Origin of the sequence: Burkholderia sp. SRS-25 (assembly GCF_004343765.1) — a bacterium.
GTDB lineage: Bacteria > Pseudomonadota > Gammaproteobacteria > Burkholderiales > Burkholderiaceae > Burkholderia > Burkholderia contaminans.
This window is the reverse complement of the sequence record NZ_PTXM01000015.1, coordinates 205,239-226,592: the sequence shown is the minus strand read 5'-3', so window position 1 is coordinate 226,592 and position 21,354 is coordinate 205,239. Positions and strand designations below refer to the sequence as shown.

At 66.2% G+C, this 21,354-nt stretch carries 19 protein-coding genes; 10 read left to right on the top strand and 9 right to left on the bottom strand.

Features of this window, described 5'->3' with window-relative positions:
• Entirely contained in the window at nucleotides 1-969 is a 969-nt protein-coding gene (locus tag C5O79_RS21760) for a LysR family transcriptional regulator (protein ID WP_122474835.1), read from the bottom strand.
• Between the two features lie 271 nt (nucleotides 970-1,240).
• Between C5O79_RS21760 and C5O79_RS21755 the strand changes: the two genes are divergently transcribed.
• On the top strand, nucleotides 1,241-2,569 hold the full coding sequence (locus C5O79_RS21755; RefSeq protein ID WP_124471810.1) for an MFS transporter: 1,329 nt from the start codon (nucleotides 1,241-1,243) through the stop codon (nucleotides 2,567-2,569).
• Between the two features lie 128 nt (nucleotides 2,570-2,697).
• Nucleotides 2,698-3,864, top strand: a complete 1,167-nt coding sequence (locus tag C5O79_RS21750; protein ID WP_124617614.1) for a Xaa-Pro peptidase family protein — start codon at nucleotides 2,698-2,700, stop codon at nucleotides 3,862-3,864.
• 70 nt (nucleotides 3,865-3,934) lie between these two features.
• Here the strand turns inward: C5O79_RS21750 and C5O79_RS21745 are convergent, their stop codons facing one another.
• Nucleotides 3,935-5,563, bottom strand: a complete 1,629-nt coding sequence (locus C5O79_RS21745; RefSeq protein ID WP_122474837.1) for an NADP-dependent glyceraldehyde-3-phosphate dehydrogenase — start codon at nucleotides 5,561-5,563, stop codon at nucleotides 3,935-3,937.
• A gap of 932 nt (nucleotides 5,564-6,495) precedes the next feature.
• Between C5O79_RS21745 and C5O79_RS21740 the strand changes: the two genes are divergently transcribed.
• Nucleotides 6,496-8,625 carry a TonB-dependent siderophore receptor gene (locus C5O79_RS21740; RefSeq protein ID WP_046549196.1) on the top strand — a complete coding sequence of 710 codons (2,130 nt, stop codon included), beginning with the start codon at nucleotides 6,496-6,498 and terminating at the stop codon, nucleotides 8,623-8,625.
• A gap of 66 nt (nucleotides 8,626-8,691) precedes the next feature.
• A complete protein-coding gene (locus C5O79_RS21735) occupies nucleotides 8,692-9,186 on the top strand; it encodes a hypothetical protein (protein WP_240687917.1) in 495 nt (164 codons plus the stop codon).
• A 19-nt stretch (nucleotides 9,187-9,205) separates the two neighbouring features.
• On the opposite strand, the gene C5O79_RS21730 is transcribed toward C5O79_RS21735, so the two are convergent.
• Nucleotides 9,206-10,153, bottom strand: a complete 948-nt coding sequence (locus tag C5O79_RS21730) for a LysR family transcriptional regulator (RefSeq protein ID WP_046549197.1) — start codon at nucleotides 10,151-10,153, stop codon at nucleotides 9,206-9,208.
• A 226-nt stretch (nucleotides 10,154-10,379) separates the two neighbouring features.
• Between C5O79_RS21730 and C5O79_RS21725 the strand changes: the two genes are divergently transcribed.
• Entirely contained in the window at nucleotides 10,380-11,408 is a 1,029-nt protein-coding gene (locus C5O79_RS21725) for a DUF1338 domain-containing protein (RefSeq protein ID WP_046549198.1), read from the top strand.
• Between the two features lie 219 nt (nucleotides 11,409-11,627).
• Here C5O79_RS21725 and C5O79_RS21720 read toward each other — a convergent pair whose 3' ends face one another.
• From C5O79_RS21720 to C5O79_RS38195, 5 genes are all read right to left on the bottom strand, one after another.
• Nucleotides 11,628-11,876, bottom strand: coding sequence for a GlsB/YeaQ/YmgE family stress response membrane protein (locus C5O79_RS21720; protein ID WP_076841438.1), 249 nt, complete (start codon nucleotides 11,874-11,876; stop codon nucleotides 11,628-11,630).
• 135 nt (nucleotides 11,877-12,011) lie between these two features.
• Nucleotides 12,012-12,233: a hypothetical protein gene (locus tag C5O79_RS21715; RefSeq protein ID WP_046549199.1), complete on the bottom strand. Its 222-nt coding sequence runs from the start codon at nucleotides 12,231-12,233 to the stop codon at nucleotides 12,012-12,014.
• A 204-nt stretch (nucleotides 12,234-12,437) separates the two neighbouring features.
• Nucleotides 12,438-12,635: a CsbD family protein gene (locus tag C5O79_RS21710; protein ID WP_009694074.1), complete on the bottom strand. Its 198-nt coding sequence runs from the start codon at nucleotides 12,633-12,635 to the stop codon at nucleotides 12,438-12,440.
• Nucleotides 12,636-12,691: 56 nt separating this feature from the next.
• Nucleotides 12,692-13,042: a BON domain-containing protein gene (locus C5O79_RS21705; RefSeq protein ID WP_047851856.1), complete on the bottom strand. Its 351-nt coding sequence runs from the start codon at nucleotides 13,040-13,042 to the stop codon at nucleotides 12,692-12,694.
• Between the two features lie 80 nt (nucleotides 13,043-13,122).
• A complete protein-coding gene (locus C5O79_RS38195) occupies nucleotides 13,123-13,287 on the bottom strand; it encodes a hypothetical protein (RefSeq protein ID WP_163009010.1) in 165 nt (54 codons plus the stop codon).
• Between the two features lie 371 nt (nucleotides 13,288-13,658).
• Here C5O79_RS38195 and C5O79_RS21700 point away from each other — a divergent pair, with 371 nt between their 5' ends.
• From C5O79_RS21700 to C5O79_RS21675, 4 genes are all read left to right on the top strand, one after another.
• Nucleotides 13,659-15,191 carry a helix-turn-helix transcriptional regulator gene (locus tag C5O79_RS21700; protein WP_131931701.1) on the top strand — a complete coding sequence of 511 codons (1,533 nt, stop codon included), beginning with the start codon at nucleotides 13,659-13,661 and terminating at the stop codon, nucleotides 15,189-15,191.
• A gap of 140 nt (nucleotides 15,192-15,331) precedes the next feature.
• Complete coding sequence (locus tag C5O79_RS21695) at nucleotides 15,332-15,523, top strand: CsbD family protein (protein WP_046549202.1); 192 nt, start codon at nucleotides 15,332-15,334, stop codon at nucleotides 15,521-15,523.
• A gap of 417 nt (nucleotides 15,524-15,940) precedes the next feature.
• On the top strand, nucleotides 15,941-17,092 hold the full coding sequence (locus tag C5O79_RS21685) for a branched-chain amino acid ABC transporter substrate-binding protein (RefSeq protein ID WP_046549203.1): 1,152 nt from the start codon (nucleotides 15,941-15,943) through the stop codon (nucleotides 17,090-17,092).
• Nucleotides 17,093-17,285: 193 nt separating this feature from the next.
• Nucleotides 17,286-18,458, top strand: coding sequence for an FAD-binding oxidoreductase (locus C5O79_RS21675; protein ID WP_039354247.1), 1,173 nt, complete (start codon nucleotides 17,286-17,288; stop codon nucleotides 18,456-18,458).
• 127 nt (nucleotides 18,459-18,585) lie between these two features.
• On the opposite strand, the gene C5O79_RS21670 is transcribed toward C5O79_RS21675, so the two are convergent.
• Entirely contained in the window at nucleotides 18,586-19,767 is a 1,182-nt protein-coding gene (locus C5O79_RS21670) for a serine hydrolase domain-containing protein (RefSeq protein WP_122474846.1), read from the bottom strand.
• Nucleotides 19,768-20,130: 363 nt separating this feature from the next.
• Between C5O79_RS21670 and C5O79_RS21665 the strand changes: the two genes are divergently transcribed.
• A complete protein-coding gene (locus C5O79_RS21665; protein WP_046549205.1) occupies nucleotides 20,131-21,258 on the top strand; it encodes an aminotransferase class V-fold PLP-dependent enzyme in 1,128 nt (375 codons plus the stop codon).
• Nucleotides 21,259-21,354 lie beyond the last annotated feature (96 nt).

The following is a 21,354-nucleotide window of genomic DNA, read 5'->3' as shown; positions in this document are numbered from 1 at the left end:
CTAGCGGGCGCCGCGCCGCGTGGCCGGGCGCCCGGCATTGCCCGGCTGCTCCGCCGGGCGCGTGAACAGCGACACGATCGTCTGCCGGAGCCAGCGGTGCGCGGGATGGCTGTCCCAGCGCTGATGCCAGATCACGCAGTAAGGCCGAGCGGGCATGCGCACCGGCGGTTGTCGCGACACCAGTTCCTTTTCGTGGATCGACAGATCGAGCAGCGTGGTCGGCAGCACGCCGATGAAATCCGACTCCCGGATGATCGCCAGTGCGGGCGAGTACGCATTCAGCGTGAGGACGAGATTGCGCTGCAGGCCGTGCGCGGAGAGCAGGCTGTCGTACACCGGCACCCGCATGCCGGAAAACCCGACGTCGAGATGCCGCGCCGCGAGAAAGCGCTTCAGCGTGAGCGGCCCCTTCGCGAGCGGGTGATCCTTGCGCATCAGGCAACTCCAGTGGATCGGCCACATCTCGTGCGTGCGCACGCCGCTGCTCGGGCTCGAGTCGTTCAGGTAGCCGCCGATCGCGAGGTCGACGCCGCCGCGGTCGAACATGGCCGGCAGGTCTGCGACGCTGAACGGCGTGAGCTCGATCCGCATCGATGGCGCATGCGTGCCCATGTACTGCGCGAGGCGCGGCATGATCCGCTCGACCGAGTAATCCGACATTGCGATCGTGAAGGTGCCCCGATGCGCTTGCGGGTCGAACTGGTCCGGCGAGATCGCCTGCTTCAATGCGTCGAAGTGCGGCTGGACCGCCGACCACAGCTCGCGCGCCCGCGCGGTCGGCCGCACACCCGAGACGGTCTTCTCGAACAGCACGTCGTCGAGCGATTCGCGCAGCCTGCGCAACGCATTGCTGACCGCCGACTGTGAAAGCGCCAGCCGTTCGGCGGCGCGCGTGACGTTGCCTTCGGCCATCAAAGCCGCGAACACGCGCAGCAGGTTGAGGTCGAGCTGGCGGAACACATCCTTCATCGCACATCTCCCATTCGCGTGCCGGCATCCCGCGCGTGGCGTCCGGCACCGGATCATCGTGGCGGCCAGTGTCCGGGCAACGGGCCGTTCGGGCAAGGCCGCGTTTGCCCCTGCGGCGAGCCGGCTGGCGACGCGACGCAGTCGTGCGCCGCGCACGTACCGTTATTCACGTTGGTGATGATCATATTCCGGAAATCCGTTGGACGCGGTAACGGTGCGCATCGAACATGAGCACGAAACCACCGCAGCCAGCAGAAGGAGGAGACAGACGATGAAAGAGGATGCAGTGAATCCGGCCGGCGCCCTGGCGCTCGATCGCCATATGGCAGAGGCGCAGCCGTCCGCGCGAACGGGCACGCTGCGCGACGTCGCGGCGGCCGCGGCCGGCAACGCGCTCGAATGGTTCGACTTCGTGATCTACGGCTATTTCGCCAGCGTGATCGCGAAGCTGTTTTTCCCGGTGGCCGGGCAGGTCGGGTCGTTGTTGCTTGCGACGGCGACCTTCGGCGTGGGGTTCGTCGTGCGGCCGCTCGGCAGTGTCGTACTCGGGCTGTACGGCGACCGGCACGGCCGCAAGGCGGCGATGTCCGTCACGATCTGGCTGATGCTGGCCGGCACGGCCGCGATCGCGGTAGCGCCGCCGTATGCGCAGGCCGGCTGGCTCGGCGCCACGATCCTCGTGCTGGCGCGGCTCGTGCAGGGCTTCGCGGCATCGGGCGAATTCGGCAGCACCGTTGCCTTCCTCGCGGAAAAAGCGCCGCCGCATCGACGCCATTTCTTCGTGAGCCTGCAGATGTCGAGCACGATGCTGGCCATCGTGCTGGGCGGCACGATCGGCACGATCCTGACGACGTCGCTGAGCCCGCATCAGCTCGAAAGCTGGGGCTGGCGCGTGCCGTTCGTCGTCGGGCTGCTGATCGGCCCGGTCGGCTTCTATATCCGCCGGAGCGTGTCGGAAACCGATGCGTTCGTGCACGGCGAGGCGCTGCCGGTCGCGCAGGTGCTCGAGCGCCTGTTCGGCGAGCACCTCACATCGTTCCTCGCGGCGATCGGCGTGACGATCGTCAGTACCGCCGCGTTCTACATGTACCTGATCTACATGCCGACGTTCGCGGTGAAGCAGCTCGGGTTGCCGATGTCCGCGCCGTTCATGAGCACGACGGTCGCCGGCATCGTGATGGTCGCGATCGCGCCGCTCGCGGGCTTGCTCGGCGACGTCTGGCGCCGACCGGTCGCGATGGTGGCCGCCGCGATCGTCGTGCTGTCCGCGATCACGCTGCCGCTCTATATGTGGGTCATCGCGAGCCCTTCGCTGCGCAACCTGCTGGTCATGCAGGCCGCCGCCGCCACGCCGATGGGCGTGCTCGTCGGACTGGTGCCGGCGCTGGCCGCGCGCGCGTTTCCGGCTGCGGTGCGCAGCACCGGGCTCGCGGTGTCGTACAACATCCCGACGACGGTCTTCGGCGGCTTTTCCCCGCTGATCGTCACGTGGCTGATCGCGACCACGCACAACAAGGCATCGCCCGCGCTGTATATCGTCGCGATGTCGGTCGTGAGCCTGGTTGCGCTGATCGGGTTTCGACGCATGCCGGGCGATTAAGCGAACCGGATTCAGTCGCCATTCGTATCGTTGAAATGAAGGATAACGAATCAAGTGAAACGGAATGGCGACGCCGCAATGCCAGGCCGATGAGGCCACCCCCTCACCCTCAACAGGAGAAGTCACGCATGAAGTTCGACCCTATCGTCGCACCGCCCAGCGAGGCGGAACTCAAAGGACGCCTCGACCGCGTGCGCGCCCGCATGGCGGAAGCCGGCCTCGATCGCTATGTGGCGTTCTCGCCGGACAACATCTACTACCTGACGAACTTCGCGAACATCGTGCATGAGCGGCCCTTCGTGCTGGTCATTTCGCGCAGCGGGCCGCCGCAGTTCGTCGTGCCGCAGCTCGAGCAGCCGCATGTGCGGACGCGCTCGATCGGCGAACTCGAGCTGATTCCGTACTTCGAATTTCCGGCGCCGGCCGGGCGCGAATGGAGCGACCGGTTCAAGGCGCTGTTCGGGCCGGGCGAGCGGGTTGGCGTGGAGTCGGTGTGTCCGCTGCAGGTCTATGCGCAGACGCCGGGCGAGCGCGTATGCATCGACATCATCGACGACGTGCGGATGATCAAGTCCGACTACGAGATCGGCCGCCACGTATATGCGTGCGGGGTCGCCACCGATGCGCACAACCTGCTGCTGAGCGAGGCGCGCCCGGGCCTCGGGATGGCGGAGATGTCGTCGCGGATTCGCGGCTACATCATGCAGCGGCTGCTGGCCGACGATCCGTCGCTGAACCCGTTGGCGACGCGGATCGTCGCGGTGTTCCAGCCGGGCAGCGTGTCGCACGATCCGCACAACTTCAGCAACATCGACATGCGGATGGAGGAGGGCGGCCCGCATGTGTCGATCGTCAATGCGGTGATGAACGGCTACGGCGCGGAGGTCGAACGGACCTTCTTCCTCGGCCACGTGCCCGACGAGGCGCGACGCGCGTTCGACGTGATGTCGGAAGGGCGGCGCCTCGCGTTCGACGCGGCGATGCCGGGCGCCCTGCTGAGCGACGTCGATCGTAAGGTCAACGACTATTTCCGCCGCGCGGGGATGGGCGACCGGATGCTGCACCGGACCGGTCACGGGATGGGCGTCACTGCGCACGAGGCGCCGTTTTTCGCCGAAGGCTACGACCGGTCGATCGAGAAGGGGATGTGCCTGACGATCGAGCCGGGTATCTACATCGAGGGTGTCGGTGGTTTCCGTCATTCCGATACGGTGCTGATCGGCGATGAAGGCCCGGTTCAACTGACCGGCGGGCCGCTGGAGCTCGACGCGTTGACGTTCCCGGTTCGGGCGTAGTGGGTTACGCGCAGGCGCAAAAAAGCCGCCGCACCGGCGTGTGCAGCGGCTTTGTTGCGAGCGGCTCGCTTCAGAAAATAAACCCCGTATTGATGAACTTCGAGTAGTGATCCGACACGATCGAATCGAGCAGCTGCTTGCTGCCTTCGGTCTGCTTCGCCGCGACCATCGAGCGAATCGAGAACGCGCGCAGCGCGTCGCTCACCGACAGCGTGCCTTCCGCCGAATCCTTGCGCCCCGCGAACGGGAACACGTCCGGCCCGCGCTGACACTGGCAGTTGATGTTCACGCGGCACACCTGGTTGACGAGCGGATCGACCAGCGCGCCAATCTGCGCCGGGTCCGAACCGAAGATGCTGACCTGCTGGCCGTGATCCGACGTCGTCACGTAGTCGAGCGCGGTTTCCACGTCGTCGAACGTCGCGACCGGAATGATCGGCCCGAACTGCTCCTCGCGGTACAGCTTCATCCCTTCCGACACCGGGTACACGACGGCCGGATAGAACAGCGTCTTGCTGAACTCGCCGCCCGAATGATTGACGACCTCCGCACCCTTGGCCTTCGCATCGTCGATCGCATCCGTCATGTACGCCGTGCGATGCATGCCCGGCAGCGGCGTGATGCTGACGCCTTTCTCCCACGGCATGCCGATCTTCAGCTGCTCGAGCGCGGCGGTGAAGCGCTTCAGGAATTCGTCGACGATCGAGCGGTGCACGAGCAGCATCTTCAGCGCGGTGCAGCGCTGGCCATTGAACGACAGCGCGCCGAGCAGGCACTCCTTCACGGTGAGGTCGAGATCGGCGTCGGGCAGCACGATCGCCGCGTTCTTCGCGTCGAGGCCGAGGATCGCGCGCAGCCGGTGCGATTTCGGGTGCTGCTTCTTCAGGTGATCGGCCACCTTGCTCGACCCGATCAGCGCGAGCACGTTGATCTTGCCCGACGCGAGCATGTGCGGCACGACCACCGCGCCCGGCGCGTAGATCGTGTTGATCACGCCCTTCGGGAACGCGTCGCGGAACGCTTCGAGCAGCGGCTCGAACAGCAGCGTGCCGTACTGGGGCGGCTTGAACACCACGGTATTGCCCATCAGCAGCGCGGGGATCAGCGTCGCGAAAGTTTCGTTCAGCGGATAGTTGTACGGGCCCATGCACAGCACGACGCCGAGCGGCGTGCGGCGGATCTGGCCGATCGTGCCTTCGGCGATCACGAAGCGCGAGTTCGCGTTGTCGAGCTCCTTCAGCGCGTCGATCGTTTGCGTCATGTACGTGACGGTGCGGTCGAACTCCTTCTGCGAATCGGCGAGGCTCTTGCCGATTTCCCACATGATCAGGTTCACCACCAGCTCACGCTGCGCGACCATCCGCTTGATGAAATCCTGCATGCACGCGATGCGCTGCTCGACCTTCATCGTCGGCCACTCGCCGCGGCCGGCGTCGTACGCGCGCACCGCGGCGTCGAGCGCCGCGTCGCTTTCCGTTTCGCCCATCACCGGGTAGCTGCCGATCTCGACCTGCTCGACGCTGCCGTCCGCCTGTCGCACGCACACGGGCGACAGCACGGTCTTGGTCGCGCCGTCCCACGGCCGTAACTCGCCGTCGACGAGCGACACGCGCTGGTGAATCGGCGAAGCGAGCCGGTACTCGGCGGGGATGTCCTGAAAGGCGGGAAACAGCTGCTGCAGGGAGGCGGAATCGGGCATGACGGTCTCGTTTGACGGGGTGTCCGGGAAGGACGGGCGATGCGAATCCTGAGCGGGGAGATCCTCGATCCTGAATCGGCATCATGACGCGCGGACGACGACGCGTCACGCACGACCCTGGCCGATTCAACGACTGGAACCAGTTCCATTAAAAAGGAACGCCGGCGCGAATGCAAGAATTGCCGAATCGCTCCGCGTTAACCGTAAGCATTCAGAAAGACTGTTGCCGAATGCTTGGTATAACACGCCAACTGCACCCGCAAACGTTTCCCCTGGGCCGGATTGCGCGGATAATGGTCCGGCGCGGCGAAGAAAAAAATGAAGTGAGCCTGAGAGCATAGGTAGTGAAGAAAGGAAGAAAGTCCGCCGCGCTGCCGATGCGAGGTCGGCTGCCCGGAGCGCCGGGTCGGGGTTGCCCGGTCCGGCGCGCGCCGGACTTCGGATGCGCGCCGTCCGCTTCGACGGATGCTTCGTGATCCTCTCCAGTCCTTTCGTCGTCGTCTCCCGAATCCCGCCTGTTGCGTGGCCCTTCATCACCTGATGCGGCCGATGAGATTCTTTCGTTTTAATTACACGCGAGTCGAGTTAAGCGGCAAAACAGAAAGGTATTCGTCAGGAATACAGAGCGCTGGGCGCCTGCACGTTGCGGGCAGGCGACACGTTAAAAATTAACTAAAAACACGAATCATTCTCGTTTAATATTTCGCTCCGTTACGAGCCGTGACGGAGCGTCACGGCTTCTTTCGTGCCGGTCCTGCCGGCCGGCTGCCACCCGCGCCGGCCGTTCACCGGCTCGCCCGCGCGACGAGGCGATCCCTCGCGCGCCGCTTCATTTCACGGAAAGGATTTCGCCAGCCCGATTCACAGCGTGGTTTCGCGTGTTGGCCGAATGCGTTTCCGTTCGCCGTTTTCCTTCAGCCTCTACTTCAACGATGAAACTCAACAAGAGCGCCTGCCATGCGCTGCTGATCGCCACGTCGCTGGCCGGCGCACGCACCTCCTTCGCACAGGCGAGCGACGCCGCGGCGACCTTGCCCGCGATCTCGGTCAAGGCGACGGCCGAACATGCGTCGTACGACGGCGGCCGCTCGCGTGCGGCGACCAAGACCGACATGTCGCTGATGGACGTGCCGCAGACGGTGAACGTCGTGCCGCACGCGGTGATCGAGGACCAGAACGCGACGTCGATGCAGGATGCGCTGCGCAACGTGCCGGGCGTCGGCTTCTCGGTCGGCGACGGCCAGCGCGACCAGATCACGATTCGCGGCTTCAACAGCATCACGGACCAGTACGTCGACGGTATCCGCGACGATGCGCTCTACTATCGCGACCTGTCGAACGTCGATCACGTCGAAGTGCTGAAGGGGCCGGCGGCAGTGCTGTACGGCCGCGGCTCGGCAGGCGGCATCGTGAATCGCGTGTTGAAGCGGCCGGAGGCGAACCCGGTGCGCGACGTGGGCGTGACGCTCGGCACACGCGGCGAGCGGCGCGGCGAATTCGACCTCGGCTGGAATGCGAACGACGCGGCGCGTTTCCGGATCACCGGCGCCGCCGAAAACTCGAACAGCTTCCGCGACCAGTTCCAGCTCAACCGCCAGGCGATCGCGCCGTCCGCGCAGTTCAAGCTCGACAGCAACACGGTGCTGAACGTCGAATTCGACTACCTGCACGACCGCCGCACGTCCGACCAGGGGCTGCCCGCGTATCTCGGCCGGCCGGTCGACGTGCCGATCAACACGTTCTACGGCTCGGCCGACGCGGCGAACAGCTCGTACAACGACGTTTCCGCGAAGAGCGCGACGGTGTCGCTCGATCATCGCTTCAACGATTCGCTGTCGTTCCATGGCGCGATCCGCGCGTACGACTTCTCGCTCGAACGCAAGAACTACGTGACGTACGAGCCGATCAAGACGGCCGCGCACCCGGTCGTCACGCTCGACCAGTCGACGCGCCAGCGCACCGACCACGGCATCGACGGCCTGTTCGAGCTCACGCAGAAGACGTCGCTGTTCGGCATGCGCCACGAGCTGCTGTACGGGCTCGAACTGTCGCAGCAGCAGAAGTTCGACACGATCTACAGCGTGTCGAAGGTCGCGACCTACGATCTGTTCAATCCACAGCAGGTGGTGCTGCCCGGCGTGCCGACCGGCGCGCGGGCCAAGACGAACGCGTCGACCGTCGTCGGGCTCGCGGGCGTCTATGCGCAGGACCTGATTTCGCTGACCGAACACTGGAAGGTGCTCGCGGGGCTGCGCTTCGACTACCTGAACCAGATCCGCCACGACTACACGTCGTCGAACGTCAACCTCGATCGCACCGATCACGCGTGGAGCCCGCGCGTCGGCCTGATCTACGAGCCGCTCGACTGGCTGACGCTGTACGGCTCGTTCAGCCAGTCGTTCTCGCCGCTGGCCGATACGCTGATCAGCTCCGGCGCGTTCTCGAACGGCGCCGCGCTCGCGCCGCAGAAGACCACCGCGTATGAAGTCGGCTCGCGCTTCGACCTCGGCGGCAACGCGACGGCCAGCGTCGCGCTTTTCGACATGCGCCAGACCAACCAGCAGATCGGCGACCCGGCGAACCCCGGCTATGCGCTGCCGATCGGTACGCAGCACGTGCACGGGATGGAGCTGGGCTTTACCGGCGAGATCGCGCCGAAGTGGTCGGTGTATGCGGGCTACGCGTACCTGAACGGGACGGTCGACGGCTCGGCGCAATCGACGGCGGCCGGCGTCGCGGTGTCGAGCAACACGCCGGGGCTGATGCCGCGCCATAGCGCGAACCTGTGGGTGAAGCGGGAGCTGCCTGCCGGCTTCTACGCGGCGGCCGGCATGCAGTTCCAGTCGGCGCGTTATACGTCGGCGAGCGATCTCGTCACGCTGCCGTCGTTCACCGTGTTCAACCTGGGCGCCGGCTATCGCAGCAAGAAGGTCGACGTGACGCTCACGCTCGACAACCTGTTCAATCGCCGCTACTTCATCGCCGCGCACGGCAATGCGGACCTGTACAACATGCCCGGCGATCCGCGCACGCTGACCGCCACGGTGAAGTGGCACATGTAATGCACGTGATGCGTGCGCCGGGTGACAATGCGGGTCTTCGTCACGATGACCCGCACCTGACTGCCCATGATCCGCCAATCGATTGATGTGTCGAACCTGACCGGCCGCGCCCGCGTGCTGTGCGCGGTGTTGTGGCTGGCTTGCGGCGCGGCCGCGGCGCACGCGCAGACGATCCCGGCCGACGCCGAGCCGGAATGCCATTCGGTGCACGTCGGCCGGTCGATCACGCTGTCGGGTCGTTACACAGTCGATTACGGCGACGAAGAGAGCGGGGAGGACGTGTGGTTCGAGGAGGACGACGCTTCGGCGCGGCGCTTGCCTGACCGTTCTCGACGCGCGGGTGTGATCCGGTTCACGAACCAGGCCGATGCACGGCGCAGTCTGCGGCTGCCGGCAGCGCAACCCGAAGGCGTGTGCCGCTTCGACGGGCGCGCGACGCTCGTGATTCGCGATCTTGAAACCGTGTGCCCGGGGCTGGAGGAGCCCGATCACGCAAGGCTGGTGAAGGTGGTGAAGGCCAGCCCGCCGACGCGACACGCGTGCGAGGCCGCCGCGCCCTGAGGCTGGCGCGACCGCGCCGTTACTCGACGTCCTCGTCGTCCACCAGATCGCCGCCATCCGCATCGGGATCCGGCGATGCGTACGCGCTCGCCTGCTCGAGCAGCCAGCCGCGAAACAGCTCCAGCGGCTTGCTGTGGCTGAACTCCGTCGGATACACGAGGTAGTACGCGGAATCGCCGACGGTTGCCGCATCGCACGGCACCACCAGCCCGAGCTGCTGCAGCTGTTCCTCGACGAAGAACTTCGGCACGAGCGCGATGCCGAGGCCGGCCGCGGCCGCGCTGATCAGCATCGTATGCAGCTCGTAGCGCACGCCCTGCATCGTGCGGATATCCTCGACGCCATGCGTCTCGAACCACTGCGCCCACGCGCCGGGGCGCGTCGTCGAGTGCAGCAGCGGGTAGGCGAGCAGGTCCTCGACGCTGTGCACGGGCCCGTCGAGCAGCGCGGGCGAGCAGATCGGCACGACTTCCTCGCCGAACAGGTAATCTGACGACGTGCCGGGCCAGGTCGGCTTGCCGTAGTGGATCGCGGCCTCGAAGTGGGTGTCCTCGAACGAGAACAGGTCGGTGCGGCTGCCCATGTTCACGCGCACGTCGGGCGTGCGATCGTAGAAGCTCTTGATGCGCGGAATCAGCCAGTGCGACGCGAAGGTCGGCAGCACGGCCAGCTCCAGGTAGCCGCCGCCGCTGCCGTGCGCGATGATCGACAGCGTGTCGCGGTCGAGCGCTTCAAGAGCGCGCCGCACCTGCGTGCCGTACAGCTTGCCGGCGCGCGTCAGCACGACGCGCTGCTTCACGCGGGCGAACAGCCGCACGCCGAGGCTCGCTTCGAGCGTCGCGATCTGGCGCGACACCGCGCTTTCGGTCAGGAACAGCTCCTTGGCCGCGTGCGTGAAGCTCTCGTGGCGCGCGGCGGCTTCGAAAGCCACGAGCGCGCCCATGTTGGGGATCTTGAATTTACGCATGATGTTCGATTCGTCTGACGATCAGGCCGCCACGGCACAAGGCGGAAGGTGGAGCAGGGGATCCGCTGATAATTCCAAAAACTCATCACATATCAATTTAATCTCGCTTTACGCCCGGCTGCAACCCTTTGAATAATGCTCCCCACGCAAGGTCAGGCGCCCGTGGGGCGGCCGGCCGACGAGTTGCCGGCACGTTTGCCGGCGGTCCCCCGAGACGAGAATCCAGATGCGCAATCCGAATATCGAGAGCTTGCTGACGAAGCTGCTGGGACAGGCGAAGACCGACGCCCTGTTCTCGACCCTGAACATGCCGGCCATCCTCGAAGAATGGGAAGACGGCGTCGTGACGCGCGCGGAAATCGCGCAGGCGATGAACATGGCGCTGTTCGAAGGGCTGCTCGAACGCTCGGCGAACGGCCGCGCGTATACGGCCGACACGATCGAAAGCGGCGGCTCGGTGTATTTCGACCACGGCGCGCTGCGCACGGTGCGCTGGCCGCACACCGGCGCGCTGCCGCCGGGCGAGGCCGCGTTCACGCGCATCCTGCGTCCGCTCGGCTTCCGCCTGAACGGCCGTTACCCGCTCGACAAGCTCGGCATGACGGGCCGCGCGTATGCGCATGAAGACGCGCCGGACGAAATCGCGCAGTTCTTCGTCAGCGAACTGCATCCGGAACGTTTCTCGAAGGAATTCCAGCAGGCCGTGACGAACGTCGTGAGCACGTCGCGCGATCCGCTGTCGCCGGCGGCCGTCGCGCTGCTGTGGGAAGTCGAGCGCGAAGGCTGGCTGTCGCTGGAGGCCGCGCATGCGCTGCTGCCGGAGATCGTCGGGGCGTTCGCGCGCCAGCACGACCTGCCGAACGAACTCGACTACGAAACGCTGCTGCTCGAATCGGCGGAAATGGCGTGGATCTCGACCGAAGGCAACGCGTTCAACCACGCGACCGACCGTGTTGCCGACGTCTTCAAGCTGTCCGACGCCGAGAAGGCGAAGGGCCGGCCGATGAAGCCGGAAGTCGAGCGCTCGCGCTCGGGCCGCGTGTTCCAGACCGCGTATCGCGCGGACACCGTCGAGCGCGAATTCCGCACGCGTGACGGCGGCACGGTGAAGCGCAACGTGCCGGGTTCGTTCTACGAGTTCATCACGCGCAAGCGCACGTTCGACCAGGCGGCGCGCCGCTGGGTGACCGACTTGCGTTTCGATGCCGGTAACGCGCAGGGCATCTTCAAGATGACCGCGAACGCGGCGAAGTAACGAAGCGAAAGCGGAGCGCTGCGCCGGCCGGGACGGTTGGCAGGCGCGTGCGCGAAACGCTGCCCGAGGCGCCCTGAGGGTTCAGGGCGTCAGCCATTTCGGGGAAGGGCCGTCATTGACGGCGCGGCCGGACGCGCGGGTTTGCGCGGCCCCGAAAATCTCATCGAGTCGCGTCACATCCACCGGTACGGGACGACACACGTCTCGCCGGATGACCCGTCACGCTGCGCGACGGAACAGGCGAATCACGAGCAACAGGATCACCGCACCGATGAGGGCGATGACGATCGAACCGAGAATCCCGCTGAAGCCGATACCGAGCAATCCGGCGAGCCAGCCGCCGATCACCGCGCCCAGAATCCCGACGACGATGTCGACGAGCAGGCCGAAACCGCCGCCCTTGACGAGTACGCCCGCTAGCCAGCCGGCGATGGCGCCGATGACCAGCCATATGATCAAGCCGTGCATATCCATGAACGATATCCCCTCTGGATTGGCGAAATCGTTGTAAATCCGGTGGTCACGCCTTTACCTGCGGTGTCAGGCATGCAGCGCAATGCCGGTCGTTCCGGAGAACGGTCGACCGGCCGCGTCGTGACGCGTTCATTGCGAGGCGGCGGTTGCCGCGCTTGCCGCCTTGGCTTTCTTTGCCGCGTGGTGGTGGCCGATCGCGCAACCCGCGGCGGCACCCATTGCCCCGTGGTGCCCCGCGACATGGCCGGCGACCCCGCCCACGGCTGCGCCCTTCAGGCACCCCGCCGCAAATCCGGGGATCGAAGCGGTCATCAACGCGATGCAGGCGACCGATATCGAAAGAAATTTCATTGCTTATCTCCCTGAAAACCGAGTTGTACTAATTGGATTTGATCGAACAGGCACGCTCAGAAGACGTGCGTGATCAGAAAGAACAGCACCAGCAGCCCGACCGGCACGCCGAGCAGCCAGGCGATCAGGTATTTGCCCATGTCGTTGTCCTGGTGGCCGCGACGCCATCGGCGCCGCGGCGGGTTGTGTCGATGCGTTATCGCATCAAAGCTCGCGGTCGAATTCCTTCAGCTGCTTCTCGGCTTCATCGCGGGCGATGCCGTAACGCTCCTGGATCTTGCCGGCCAAGTACTCGCGATTGCCGTCGGCCACCTTCAGGTCATCGTCGGTCAACTTGCCCCACTTGGCCTTCAGCTTGCCGGAGAGTTGTTTCCACTGGCCCTTGATCTTGTCCTCGTTCATCGTGTGCTCCTTGTCATGCAGGGATAAAAGGCGCGGCGGCGTGCCGCGCCGGGAGGTCAGGCCTTTGCCTTCAGGCCGGATGCGTCGACGTGCTTCACGCCCTTGATCGCGCGCGTGACGGCGACTGCCTTCTTCACGGCGACCTTCGTCGGCAGCACGCCGGTGAGCGTGACGACGCCGTCGACCGTCTTCACGCTGATGTCAGTGCTCTTGACGCCGTCGGTGGTCGCGAGCTCACCCTTCACCTTGGTCGTGATCCACGTGTCGGTAACGGGCTGGTTCGATTCGGCCGTCATGCCGCTGTCGGCGGACGAGGCTTGCGCCTGCGCGTTCGTGAGCGGCGCGGCGCAAAGCAGGAAAGCCGCGCTGGCGGCGAGCAGCGTCGAAAGGTGCGAGGTCTTGTTCATTGATGTTCTCCTTCGATTGGCGTGGTGAATGAATTGATCACCGAGCACGGCGCGTGCCCGGGTCAATGGGCGATCGCGGATCAATGGGCGATCGGCGTGTCGTAGCCGGGCTCGCGCGGCGGCATGTCCGGGCGCGGCACGTCGGGCGGCAGCGGAACCGGCGGATCGGTGCCGGGCGGTGGTTCGGGCGGATTGTCCGGGGCCGGTTCGGGCCGCGTCGGATCGGGTGTCTGGTGCAGCTTCATCGTGCTTCTCCCTCTCTGGTTCGGAAGGCAGCGCATGAGCGCCGATGCAGTACCAGAGTACCGAGGCGAACGTGCGCGGACATCGCGCAAATTCACCTGATCGGCTAGTGCGTTTGCACGGGGCGTCGAGAAGGGGGAGGCGGCGCGCCTGTCGGCCGGGACGTGCGGAAAGCAGGTGCGGTGGATGCTTCGGGGATCGGCGGGACAGCGCACGGTGGGGCAGGCCGTGCGCATGTACTATGACGAATAGTGCATCCGTGACTGTCGTGCACCGGTGCGGCACGCGATCATCGCCACATGCGCCGGCCGGCGCGTGTCGACGTAGCGGCAACCGGGCCGGCAGTCATGCTGACGACAGGGACAACCATTCGATGAACGAACAGGTAAACGAACAGGCGCTCAAGTCGCATACCGACCGGCGTCAGCTGCACCAGATCATCGCGGGGCTCACCGAGGGCGTGATCCTGATCGAGCCCGACCAGCGGATCGTCTGGGCGAACGAGGCCGCGCTCGCGATGCACGGCGTGACCGAGCTGAAGGCGCTCGGCGCGACCGTCACCGATTACCGCGAGCGCTTCCGGCTGCGCTACCGGAACAACCACCCGGTGCGCGACGGCCACTATCCGATGGATCGCGTGATCGCGGGCGAGGAGTTCAGCGACGTGACGGTCGAAGTCGAATCGGCCGCCGACGAAACCATGAGCTGGGTCCACCGCATCCGCAGCCTCGTGCTGACGAACGCGGCCGGCGAACCCGATTGCCTCGCGCTCGTGCTGCACGACGCGACCGAGTGGGCGAGCGCCGAGGAGCGCTTCGAGCGCACCTTCAACGCGAATCCGGCGCCGGCCGTGATCTGCCGGCTCGACGACCTGCGTTACGTGAAGGTCAACCAGGGCTTTCTCGACATGACCGGCCACGCGCGTGAAGACGTGCTCGGCCGCTCGGTGTACGAGATCGACGTGCTCGACCAGGCCGAGCGGCGCGAACTCGCGATCGAGCGGCTCGGCGAGGGCGCGACGATCCCGCAGATGGAGGCCGTGCTGAAGCTCGCGGACGGCAGCACGAAAGCGGTGGTCGTCGCCGGGCAGCCGATCGACATGAACGACGAGGCATGCATGCTGTTCACGTTCATGGATCTCGAGCCGCGCAAGCAGGCCGAGCGCGCGCTGCGGCAGAGCGAGGAACGCTTCGCGACGGCGTTCCGGATGGCGCCGGTCCCCACCGCGATCGTCACGGCCGACCGCTTCGAATTGCTCGACGTGAACGGCGCGTTCGCCGCGATGACGGGCTACGCGCAGGACGACCTGCTCGGCAAATCCGCGGACGAGATCGGGCTATGGGCCGAGCGCGGCGCATGGCAGCGCATCGAAGGCCAGCTCGCGCACGACGGCAGCGTGCGCAACGCCGACGTGCAGATCCGCACGCGTGAAGGCGACGTGCGCGATTGCGTCGTGTCGGCCGATCCCGTCGCGATTCACGGGCGCGACTGCCTGCTCGTCGCACTGCTCGACATCAGCGACCGCAAGCGCACGGAGATGGAGCTCGTCTACGCGATCGAGACGGCGATGCAGGATGCATCGTGGTTCAGCCGCACGCTGATCGAGAAGCTCGCGAACGTGCGGCGTGCGAATGCGCCGGATGCGGGCGCCCAGCTGTCGGACCTGACCGCACGCGAGCGCGACGTGTTCGACCTGCTGTGCCACGGTCTTGCCGACAAGGAGATCGCCGGCCGCCTCGGGCTCGCGCCGAACACGGTGCGCAATCACGTCGCGACGATCTACGCGAAGCTCGACGTGCACAGCCGCGGCGAGGCGATCGTGTGGGCGCGCGAACGCGGGATCGTCGGCGCGGCCGAAGCGAACGGCGCGCGCGGCGAGAAGGGCGGCACGAAGGACAAGGGCTGACCCAGTCGGTACGAATGCACCATGCGCGCTGGTGCATCCGCATCTGCCGCGCGCGGCGCCCGCTTGCGATCCTGTCCACTCGGCGGTGCGGCGCAGCCCGTCGCATCGCCGGCTCTCCCCAACCATCGCAGGAGACGACCATGGACAGGAATCGCATCGAAGGCAAGCTCAAGCAGGTCAGGGGTTCGGTCAAGGAAGCGCTCGGCAAGGTCACGGGCGACCGCAAGGCGGAAGCGGAAGGCGTCGCTGAACAAGAGGCCGGCAAGATGCAGGAGCAGGCCGGCGAGGCAGCCGATGCGGTGCGCAAGCAGACGGGCACCGATCGGCACTGACCGATGACGCGGCGCCGCGGGCGTCGCGATGGCCGGCCGGGCCGTCATCGCAACGATGATGCGCCGCCGGCATGACCACGGCCGCCCTTGATGGCCGGGCGCCGGCGCGGTATTCCGCGGCGCCGGTTTACCCGCGGCCCACCGTTGCGTGGGCCGCGCGCCGCCCGCGAACGCGGAACTTGATGACAAATCCTCACAACATAGTTCCGATATTTCGTTTGCTGCACGGGTATTGGCTACCCACAATCCATTCACCTCTTTCGCGATGAAAGGCTCTTCGGAGACGGAGCCGCGGCGATCGACCGGCCGATAAGGGCGTTGCGACGCTCCGCAGGCGGGCGACATGACCGGCACGCGGGAGGTTGCCGACGCGCGGCAGTCGCGCGTTGCATCCCGGCCCCCAGAACAAGGATTGTCATGACGTTCCGCATTCGTTCGCTTTCCGGCGTCGCATTGACCGCCGCGATCCTCGCGCTCCAGACCGGCGCGGTTCACGCGCAGGAGACGGTCGTCAAGGTCGGTGTGGCCGGCCCGCTGACGGGCGGCGGCGCCGCCTACGGCAAGGACATCGAGAACGGCGTGCGCATGGCCGTCGACGAAGCGAATGCCGCGCATACGACGGTGGGCGGCAAGCCCGTGAAGTTCGTCGTCGCGTCGCAGGACGACCAGAGCGATCCGCGCACCGGCGTGCAGGCCGCGCAGCAGCTCGCCGACGCGCAGGTGGCCGTCGTGATCGGCCACTTCAACTCGGGCACGACGCTGCCCGCGTCGAAGATCTACGCGAAGGCCGGCATTCCGATGATCACGCCGTCGGCGACCAATCCCGACATCACGCGCGCCGGGCTCGGCACCGTGTACCGCGTGATCGCGACCGACACGCAGAACGCCGGCAACGCAGGCGCCTATGCGGCGAGCGTGACCAAGGCGAAGCGCATCGCGATCATCGACGACCGCACCGCGTTCGGCCAGGGCGAAGCCGACGAATTCGAGAAGTCCGTGAAGGCGAACGGCGGCACGATCGTCGCGCGCGAATTCACGAACGACAAGGCGGTGGATTTCAGCGCGCAGCTCACGAAGATCAAGAGCACCAATGCCGACCTCGTGTTCTTCGGCGGCCTCGACGCGCAGGCCGCGATGCTCGTGAAGCGCATGCGCCAGCTCGGCATCCGCGCGCAGTTCCTCGCGGGCGGCGGCGTGATGAACGCGAACTTCATCAAGCTGGCCGGCAATGCGGCTGAAGGCGCGTCCGTGTGGGAATACGGGCAGCCGCTGTCGCGTCTTGCGAAGGGCAAGCAGTTCGAAACGAAATTCAAGCAGAAGTACGGCATCGACATGCTCGCGTATGCGCCGTTCGCGTACGACGCGACATGGATCGCGATCAATGCGATGCAGAAGGCGAACTCGACGAAGCCGGCCGATTTCAACGGCGCGCTGAAGGGCACGCGCTACGACGGCATCACGGGCACGATCGCGTTCACGAACACGGGCGACCTGAAGAACCCGAGCTCGACGCTGTATGAGGTGAAGAACGCCGCGTGGCAGCCCGTCACGACGCAATCGGCGGATTGAACGCCACCCGCGCGCGGACTTTCGCGGCGGCGCCGGACGTGCTGAAATGCCAGCAGCGATCGGGTGCGATCGCGGCGTACGCCGGTGTGGCAGCCGCACGAGTCTGCCCGCGCGACGCCGCGCGTGACGCGGCACGAACAACCCATGGGCGGGGCCGGCTGGCCGCGCCCGATATGTGCAACTGGAGTCAGTCGTGAGTTCTCAAGTCGTCATCGTCGGCGGTGGTGTGATCGGCAGCTCGATCGCCTATTTCCTGCGCGCCACCGATCCCACGGTCTCCGTGACCGTGATCGAGCGCGACCCCACCTATGCGCGATCGTCGTCGGCGTTGTCGGCCGCATCGATTCGCCAGCAGTTCTCGACGCCGCTGTCGATCGAGATGTCGCTGTTCGGCATCGACTTCCTGCGCACGATCGGCGAGCGCCTCGAAGTGGACGGCCACCAGCCGTCGATCGACCTGCACGAAGGCGGCTACCTGTTCCTCGCGACGCCGGCCGGCGACGCGACGCTGCGCGAGAACCACGCGCTGCAGACGAGCCTCGGCGCGGATATCCGGCTGATGGACCGCGATGCGCTGCGCGCGAAGTTTCCGTGGCTGAACGTCGACGATCTCGTGTCGGGTGCGTACGGCGTGAGCGGCGAAGGCTGGTTCGACGGCTACGGGCTCGTGCAGGCGCTGCGCAAGAAGGCGCAGGCGCTCGGTGCGCGCTACGTGCCGTCCGATGTGAAGGACGTGGTGCGCGACGGCCGCAAGGTGACGCACGTGGTCACGGCCGACGGCGAACGCTACGCGTGCGACACGCTCGTGAACGCGGCCGGAGCGTGGACGCGCACGCTGTCGTCGATGATGGGCATCGACATTCCCGTGTATGCGCGGCGCCGCAGCATCTTCAACGTGTCGTCGCCGGCGAAGCTCACGGATTGCCCGCTGCTGATCGACCCGACCGGCGTGTATTTCCGGCCGGAAGGGCGCACGTATATCTGCGGGACGTCGCCGAGCCCGGATCGCGACCCGGACGACCTGCCGCTCGACGAAGTCGACCACGACCTGTTCGACGAGGTGATCTGGCCGACGCTCGCGAACCGCGTGCCGGAGTTCGAGGCGCTGCGCGTGGAGAACTGCTGGTCGGGGTACTACGAGTACAACGTGTTCGACCACAACGCGATCATCGGGTATCACCCGGAACTCGACAACGTCGTGTTCGCGAACGGCTACAGCGGCCACGGGCTGCAGCAGGGGCCGGCGACGGGGCGCGGCGTCAGTGAACTCATTCTGGGCGGGCGTTACGACACGCTCGACCTGTCGACGCTCGGCTGGGCGCGTGTGCTGGAGAACCGGCCGATCGTCGAAAAGAACGTCGTGTAGCGCGGCGTACCCCGCCCGGTGTGGTGGGCGGGATTCTCCTTGTGTCTCACCTCATTGGCCCGACCGTGTCGGGCCTTTTTTGTTGCGCGTGCAATTGTGAGCGCGATTGCGGGTGCGATTGCGCGTGTCAGCCGACGCCGTAGATCGCGTCGCGCAGATCGAGCGTGTACGGGCCGTTCATCCCTTCGTAGAGCGTGTTCGACAGCGACACGACGGTGAGCCCGCGTGCGCGGTCGACGAACCACGAATGACCATAGACGCCGCCCCAGCGCCACGTGCCGGGCGACTCCGGCGACAGCGCCGCGCGCGGGTCGCGCAACACGGAAAACCCGATTCCGTAACCCGCGCCCGGCAGGTCGGGCAACTCGAGGTTGCCGGTGTGGATGCGGCCCATCTCGTCGACCAGTTCGGCCGGCAGAATGGCGCCGCCACCTGCCCGCAGCGTGTCCAGCACGTTCAGCACGTCGCCGGCGGTGCCGACCATCCCGGCGCCGCCCGATGCGAACGCATCCTTGTTGAGCGCGCGCGACGGCGAGTACGTCACGCCGATGGAGCCTTCGTAGATGGGTACGACTTCGTTCTCGGCGAGCCGGTGCGGCTGCGGCGTGTCGTTGACGTAAGGTGTCGCGAGCCGCGCGGCGTCGCGTGCGACGAATCCCGTGTCGCGCGTGCCGAGCGGGCGAAGCACCAGTGCATCGACCGCATCGGCGAGCGGCAGCCCGCTGGCGGCCTCGATCACCGCGCCGACCACGTCGATGGAGAGCGAGTAGTTCCAGCCGGTGCCGGGCGCGTACTGCAACGGCACGCTCGCGATCCTGCGCATGTTCTCGGCGAGCGTGACCGATGCGCCATCGAGCCCGTCCGAGACGCCCGCGCGTGCATACGCGCACGTCGCGTCGGGTTCCGCGTAGCGATAGCCGAGGCCGGCGGTATGCGTGAGCAGGTGGCGCACCTTGATCACCGGCACGCTGCCGTCACGCAGCGCCGGACGGAATTCGGGCAGCCAGCGCGTGACGTCGTCGTCGAGCGACAGCTTGCGCTGCGCGACGAGCGCCATGGCGGCCGCCGAGACGATCGGCTTCGTCACCGACGCGAGCCTGAACAGCGTGTCCTCCTGCATCGGCGTGCGTGCTTCCCGGTCGGCGAACCCGGCCGCGCGGTGATAGACGAGCTCGCCGTCGCGTGCGACCAGGACGACCACGCCGACGAGGCGTTGCAATTCGAGTTGGCGGGACAGTACCGCATCGACGCGCTCGGCAAGCGCGGGATCGGCCGACGGCTGCTGTGATGATGCTCGGTTGGGGATCATCGAAGACTCTGTCGTGAAGGGGGAGCAGACATGGTAGGCGGCGCGCGGCGGAAGTGCCATTTATCCATGCATGGAACAGGGCTTCGTGGGCTTCGTGCGCTGCAACGGCCGGCGAGGACGGCCACCGGGCGGGCGATTCAGCCGGGGGCCGCGGTGGCTCCGTTGCAGCGCGGCGCGCGGGCTGGCAGCGCGCCACGTCCACTTGCGCCGGGCAGCCGACAAAATATGCCCCAAGCGGCGCACGGCCTTCGTTAGAATCTGCTTTCGTCGAGAAAATAACGCAATTGCATGGGTGCAGCGCGGTATCGCATCACGGACACTGCTCGCCCAGATTTCATCGTTCATCTTTCACCGGAGGCGAGCATGCCAGGATTACTTCCCGATGTTGACCGCGAGGGGCTCCTCGAATATTCGGTGGTGTACACCGATCGCTCGGTCAACCATATGTCGCAGCGCTTTCAGGGCGTCATGCGCGACATCTCCGGCACGCTGAAGAAGGTCTACAACGCGAAGTCCGTCGTGATCGTCCCCGGCAGCGGGACGTTCGGCATGGAGGCCGTCGCGCGGCAGTTCGCCACGAACAAGAAGTGTCTCGTCATCCGCAACGGCTGGTTCAGCTTCCGCTGGTCGCAGATCTTCGACATGGGCAGCATCCCGTCCGAAACGACGGTGCTGAAGGCGCGCCCGGTCGAGGCGGGACGGCAGGCCGCGTATGCGCCGGCGCCGATCGACGAAGTGGTCGCCGCGATCAACGAACACAAGCCGGATCTGGTCTTTGCGCCGCACGTCGAAACCGCGTCCGGGATGATGTTGCCCGACGGGTATCTGCGCGCGGTGTCCGACGCCGTGCATGCGGTCGGCGGCATGTTCGTGCTGGATTGCATCGCGTCCGGCACGGTGTGGGTCGACATGCAGGCGAGCGGCGTCGATATCCTGATCAGCGCGCCGCAGAAGGGCTGGAGCGCGTCGCCGTGTTGCGCGATGGTCATGCTCGGCGAGCAGGCCCGCGAACGTATCGACGGCACGACCAGCACCAGCTTCGCGTGCGATCTGCGCAAGTGGCTGCAGATCATGGAGGCCTATGAAGGCGGCGGGTTCGCTTACCACGCGACGATGCCGACGGACAGCCTTGCGACGCTGCGCGACGTGATGAAGGAAACCGAGGCGTACGGCTTCGACAAGGTGAAAGAGGAGCAGCTCGAGCTGGGCAAGCGGATTCGTGCGTTGCTGGCCGAGAAGGGTTTCCGGAGCGTGGCGGCGCAAGGGTTCGAGGCACCGGGTGTCGTGGTCAGTTATACGGACGACGACGGGATTCGAACCGGGAAGAAGTTTGCCGACGTCGGGTTGCAGATTGCGGCCGGCGTGCCGTTGCAATGTGACGAGGGGGAGGACTTCAAGACCTTCCGTCTCGGGTTGTTCGGCCTCGACAAGCTGCATGATGTCGATGGGGCGGTTGCGCGGTTTGCTGATGCGTTGAACCGGATTCTTTAAGGCGCTTGGCGGATTTGGCGAGGCAGTGGACGGTGGGTGTGCGCGCCCGTGGCCTGCTGTCTCGCTGGATCGATGGTCATGGTCTTGTCTGATGCG